This is a genomic window from Halobacillus sp. BBL2006, assembly GCF_000786645.1.
Taxonomy (GTDB): Bacteria; Bacillota; Bacilli; order Bacillales; family Halobacillaceae; genus Halobacillus.
Genome location: NZ_JRNX01000017.1, coordinates 1 through 6,027, shown reverse-complemented (window position 1 = coordinate 6,027; position 6,027 = coordinate 1). Strand labels below are relative to the sequence as shown.

The following is a 6,027-nucleotide window of genomic DNA, read 5'->3' as shown; positions in this document are numbered from 1 at the left end:
TTTTATTTTTCTATTATTAATAACATTCGCTAAAATGGAAGCACTTTTTTTATGCATATTTTGTTGGAGTCCCCGTATAAATAAATGGATGTAATCCGTTCCCAAAAATTCTTTATTTTAAGTGTTCTCGAGAAGAGTAGATTACGACTACTTTTATTTAAAGGAGGTTTTAACCTTGTCGGTAAATCTTGAAGAAACTTTTGAACTAAGTGAAGGAGCTGTCCAGCTTACAGAACTACCATTGGAAAATTCTTCAGTAATGGTTACAGATATGAATGGTTTGATTGATTTTTCAGAAGTGGAAGGCGCGCCTGCAGAAGAGGAATTTAATGTTAATTATGATAGCGGAACTATTCTTTTCAATTCTGCAAATAATGGTTTGAAAGTTAGAGTTAAATATACAGCCGACCCTTATCAGTATTTTAATTACCAAAATACAATCAAAAAATACGAAAATGGAGAAGCAGTAGAGATCTATACGTATCAATACAACTATCCAGTTCCTGAATCTTCAGATGGGAATATAAGAAACAATTTCAACCCTTATGGTGAACCGTTACACACCCATGAGATTGAAGATATTAATCTCTTACAAGATCATTTAGACCAACAGGCTGATCTTGACCATACTCATGAGGAATTCTATACAAAAGAAGAAGTTAACCAAAAAATTAATGAAGCTCTAGAGGATTGTTGTCCCGAGAATGAAATTCCAGTAATCGGGATTTCATTGGGTCAATCTCAATTAATGGCACGAAAAGGGGAGACGTTGCAGCTAGTCGCAACCATTGAGCCAGAAAATGCAACAAATAAGGATATCATTTGGTCATCGAGTAATGAATCAGTTGCCTCAGTAGATTCTAATGGATTGGTTTCGCTTATTAATGACGGCCAAGTAGTGATTGCAGCTACTTCTGTGGAAGGTGGTTATTCAGATACAGTAAACATTATAGTGGAGACACCCGTTTTGTACTATAATTTTAGAAATAGAAGCGGTTCTACCAATAACACCATTTACGATGAGGTATCCCAATTACCTGCTACTTTAAATGGTGTTTCTCATGACGGAACATATGGTTTTGTCAACGAATTAGGATTAACCCTTAACGCAAGCAGTTACGTTACAGTTCCCACTACTGATTCCTCCCTCTCTTATGATATGAACGACGATGGAATGACTTTCATTATTAGTTTATATAATCCAAATAGTTCTTTTTTTAAAACGGGATCTTTTAAAGTTGTTTCCTTTTTCATAAATGGATTTCTTTACGCCTATTTTAGATATCTCGATAAAAACGGAGTAGAAAACTCATTGCTAATGTCCGATGAATCAGGAAGAAAAGTAAACACTTCAACCATAGAAAGGTACACTAACGCTATTTTAGATAATGAAGAAAATGTCTTCATTGTGACCATCCGTTCAAATGGAACAGCACAGATGTATTTAAACGGGTATGTGTCAGAAGTAAATACCGCTAATAATTTTGCACAGTGGGTCAATACAATTAAAAGTGAGAATCTTTTATTAAGGAGAAACCACGTAAACGCAAATAGTTCAACAACCATATTATCTAGTTTTGAAATCATTGATCATTCCTTATCCGAAGAAGAAATGCTGAGTAAAGATAGTTCTATAAAAAAAAATGAAACTTTGAGAGGGTTTGACGTTGTTCCCTCAAATGTTTCCCTATTAGCTGGTGAGTCTCAACCCTTGGCTATAAAAACCTACCCTGGATATTATAATAATTTAGTTTCAATAGACTACGAGAGTGGTAATGAGGGTTTGGTTATTGTCGACGAACAGGGTGTCTTAACCGGTGTACTAGATGGAGAAACTCAAATTACAGTAACAATGGAATATCTAGGGAAGAAATTCTTTGACTATGTGGAGGTCTCCGTTGGCGAAACTAGTATAGAGCCTCCAAATCCAAATAGAACCTTAGAAGGAATTTCATTGAATCGTATCACCAAATCTATTAAGGTAGGGCAAGAGTACCCTTTGATGGCTACAACCTTACCTTTCGATGTTTTTGATAGCAACTATATTATTTGGGAAACATCAAATGCTGCGGTTGCCTCTGTTCCTTATGGTATATTACAGGGGCATAGCGAAGGCACAGCAACTATTACTGCATTTGACCCTACCAGGACGTTTTCTAAGAGCTTTAATGTTTCAGTAAGCATTCTGGAAGAAGAATTAATTGAGGAGAGTCAAATCTACTACGTCCCCATTAATCAATTCAACATATCTAACGATCTAACCGACTCAATTTCTACAACAGATGGTATTCAAGAAGTATTTAATTTTGCTTCTAGTAATGGATATAGAAAAATTGTTTTTCCACAAGGAAATTACTTAATCACTCCAGATGCACGAACACTACTTCCTCCTTCAAATATGGTTGTCGAATGGAATCATTCCAATATTCAAATCGAACCTAGCTCTAAGACATATTCAGGTTATACGATGTTTTACTATGATCAAGATGTAAACGATTGTAAGTTTATTAATGGAAAATTTTACGGTGAAGCCAAGCAAACCACTCTTGAACAATCAGTCGAGTCTTGTTTAACCTTTCATATAAAAGAATCCAACCAATGCTCTTGGGAGAATTGTTCTTTTAATGAATCACCTGGATTTAATTTTATTACGGGTACGAATGTAAGGAAATTAGGTACCGAGTCGACAAGTGTAGGGCTAAACTGGGAACAAGGTAAGATAAATAGTGATGGTTCGAACAGCAGTACACCAACTAGTAATACATGGAGATACAGAGACTATTTAGATATTACCGGTCTCGGGAGCTATTATATGGTTGGCTATAATCAGGGTTACTATTCTTATCCATACCTTAGGTCGAGACTATATACGATCTTCTTCTATGATATAAACAAGAGTTTCATCAGTCATCAGGAATACAACCTCCAATTTTTCAACTATGAAAAACCCGTCAATGCTGTGTTTGTTCGACTGGTTATCTACCAAGAAAATGCCCCCGATACTTTAGACACTGACTTTGGGGCCATTGTATTTATTAGAACAGTGGGAATGCCAAGATTCTGTGAAATTGTTAATTGTCGTTTTGAAGATAATTTCAGTACAGGATTAGCTTTAACTGGAGGAGAAGGTTGGTTAATCGATAGTTGTACATTTAGCAATAATTCTAATGGAAGGACCCCTGCGTGTGATGTTGATTGGGAAGATGGATGGGAGACGATGCAAGGTGATGTTTTTAGAAATAACACGGTCACTTCTAGGAATGGTGTAATCTTAAGTGCTGGTAACAGTATAGCTCTCCACAATAATACTTTTGATCAATCACATCTCCAAGTATATAGCCGAACCAATAATTTTAGAATATTTGCCAATACATTTTACGGACCGGGTAATAGACCTCACGCTCTAGCAGCGCAGGCTGAATCTTATTTTTGCCGGAACATACTCTTAGATGGAGCTTCTTATTCCACTTCTCTTCACCATCCATCAGCTGATTACCGCATTAATACTGAAAATAACACAATAATATAGTTTCAGTAATTCTAGCATCAGTTACTAATATGAAATTGCGAAGTAAGTAATTATAAAGAAACTTATCTACTATAAGGGGTTTTCTCATAGGCAGATTATAATGAATTACAATATTTCCTTGACACCCGAAGATTTTTCACAAACAATACCATAAGAAAAGCCTGAGCATCCACGCTTCAGGCTTTTCTCTTTTTAAATTGAGTCTTTAGGAAAATCTCTATACATATGGTGATAATTAGGAAAGTTGGACAGATAATGAGACGAATTAGTATTTTCTTATGCATACTATCAATCTAGGGTTCCTTTTTTCTACAAAACCAGATAAACTATAAAGGAATTTGTAAATATAAAGGAGCCTATAATGAAAAGAGCTTATATTAATGAAATATTTTTCATTCGCTTCATCGCTTGTCTATGCGTCGTCTTAATTCATTCTTTTACCTTATCTCAACAAAACTATGAACTATCTGCCTTTACTTCAGTTATGTTCTATCAATTCAAAATGACACTGATGTTTGCGACTCCAGTGTTTGTCATGATCTCAGAGTTTCTGCTTTCGTATTCTTATCCAGATCGGCTGCCTAAACCGAAAGCCTTCTGGAAAAAGAGGGTCCTCTATATCTTCGTTCCTTATCTCGTCATGTCTGTCCTATACACGCTTTACGGATTATGGGCCGGAGAAGGCATTACATGGAGCGCGTTCGTTGATGTATTCTTTGATAAGACCGTACTTGGCCTATGGCATGGCTATTTTGTTCTGATCATTTTCCAATTCTATGCCTTGCACTTCTTATTGAAAAAATACTTTGACCGCTATCCTCCATTAGTCATGATTGGCTTATCCTTAATCATCAACGTACTCTATTTAGGTTTCTTTAACTTAAAAGGAAGCAGCGGCTTTCCTGCTATCGCTTTCGTTTGGGACCATTATAAGCTTCCGTTTCTCGGATGGATCTTTTACTTTACCGTTGCGTACTATGCCGGTAAACATATCAACGTCTTCCTCGATATGGTGAAAAAATATAAGTATTACGTCATTCCTGCGGTTATCATTACAGGATTAATTCCACTTTATATCCGAGCTTCTGGTTTTTATACGATTGTTTCTTCCAAACGCTTTGATGTCGTCGTTTATACGTTTTTCGTCTTCTGTCTCCTTTATTTGATTGCGATGAGATTGAAGAAAACGCCACAGTTCGTGTTATGGGTGAGCAGCTGTTCTTACGGCATTTATCTGCTGCATCCATTGGTTCAATATAATATGGTGCGCTGGTTCGACAGCCTTCCATTTAATATGACACTCGAACTTCACATTGCGCTCTTATTTATTTTAGGAGTTGGTCTGCCGATGATTGCGGTTTATCTATTGAATTTAATTCCTTACGGTGCTCTTGTTGCAGGAAAAATCAATATGCCTAGAACTCCTGTTAAAGTCGATCAACCAAAAACGAAAGTATCCTAAAGTAAAGCAAAAGAAGAAGCGTCCCTCTTACGGACGCTTCTTCTTTTTATTACTTTGGATTCGATTTCATAGAATTAAAAAATCCCTAATCCTTTTTTCATTTTAATCCGCTCCGGTGGATCTGTATAAACCATCTCACCATCCAAAATCACATGGGCATTCTCCATAAGCTGGTACACCATGTCCATTCCGTATTTTTTCTTCAGCTTGTCATAGGCGTCTTTCATGTAGAATTTCCTCTTCTTCGTATCACGTGCGTCCGAAGCTACCACATGGGCCAAATTAGACTCAATCATTTTGAACGCAAGCTTTTGAGCGGAGCGTCCGTACTTTCCTGCGATACTGCCTGCGGTGATCTGCGTAATTGCTCCGTTTTTCACAAGATGATAGAGGAGGTCAGGCTGCTCCTGCAGCATCTTATTCCGTTCAGGGTGAGCAATGATTGGTTTATATCCCGCAATCTGCAGCTCATATAACACATTTTTCGTGTAATTAGGTACGACATTCGATGGCAGCTCTATGAATATATACTTGCTTTTAAGGTTAATCGAAAGAATTTCTTCCGTTTCCAGGGCGCTCATAAATTCGCTGTTCATTCTTACTTCCTGCCCATAAACCACATCAAGAGGAATTCCCTCTTCTTTCAGTTTCTTATTCAAATCCTTTACATTACTGATGATAGAATGATTAGGATTATAAAAGTTGCTGGTCATATGCTGCGGGGTAGCTACGATTGTTTCAATCCCTTCCTTCACAGCGTCTTTCGCCATTGCAATACTTTCTTCCATTGTCTCTGCTCCGTCATCGACACCGGGAAGAATGTGACAATGCAAATCAATCATTCTTTCCACCTCTTTCTATGATTATATCTTTATTTCGTAGATTACCAGTCCTTTAAAAAGAACAAGGATTGCAAAAAAATAAGTATAATAAATATCAAAACAAGTTCATTATATAGAACTCATTCTTTCATTATAAATTGTTTACCACAAAATAGGAAGTTCTAACATGAATAAATTTAATATAAAAAAGAAAA

3 protein-coding genes are annotated in these 6,027 nt (G+C 36.5%); 2 read left to right on the top strand and 1 reads right to left on the bottom strand.

What is annotated here, in order from left to right; all coding sequences use genetic code 11:
• Positions 1–175: 175 nt before the first annotated feature.
• Positions 176–3,529: an Ig-like domain-containing protein gene (locus LD39_RS21670; protein ID WP_052158656.1), complete on the top strand. Its 3,354-nt coding sequence runs from the start codon at positions 176–178 to the stop codon at positions 3,527–3,529.
• Between the two features lie 361 nt (positions 3,530–3,890).
• Positions 3,891–4,991, top strand: a complete 1,101-nt coding sequence (locus tag LD39_RS00630) for an acyltransferase family protein (RefSeq protein ID WP_035541735.1) — start codon at positions 3,891–3,893, stop codon at positions 4,989–4,991.
• Positions 4,992–5,065: 74 nt separating this feature from the next.
• Here LD39_RS00630 and LD39_RS00625 read toward each other — a convergent pair whose 3' ends face one another.
• Positions 5,066–5,833 (bottom strand): tyrosine-protein phosphatase, encoded by a 768-nt coding sequence (locus LD39_RS00625; protein WP_035541732.1) that lies wholly within the window; start codon positions 5,831–5,833, stop codon positions 5,066–5,068.
• Positions 5,834–6,027 lie beyond the last annotated feature (194 nt).

Coding starts and splice junctions, on each gene's coding strand:
- LD39_RS00630 (WP_035541735.1), top strand. CDS start 3,891: ATGAAAAGAGCTTATATTAATGAAATATTTTTCATTCGCTTCATCGCT.
- LD39_RS00625 (WP_035541732.1), bottom strand. CDS start 5,833: ATGATTGATTTGCATTGTCACATTCTTCCCGGTGTCGATGACGGAGCA.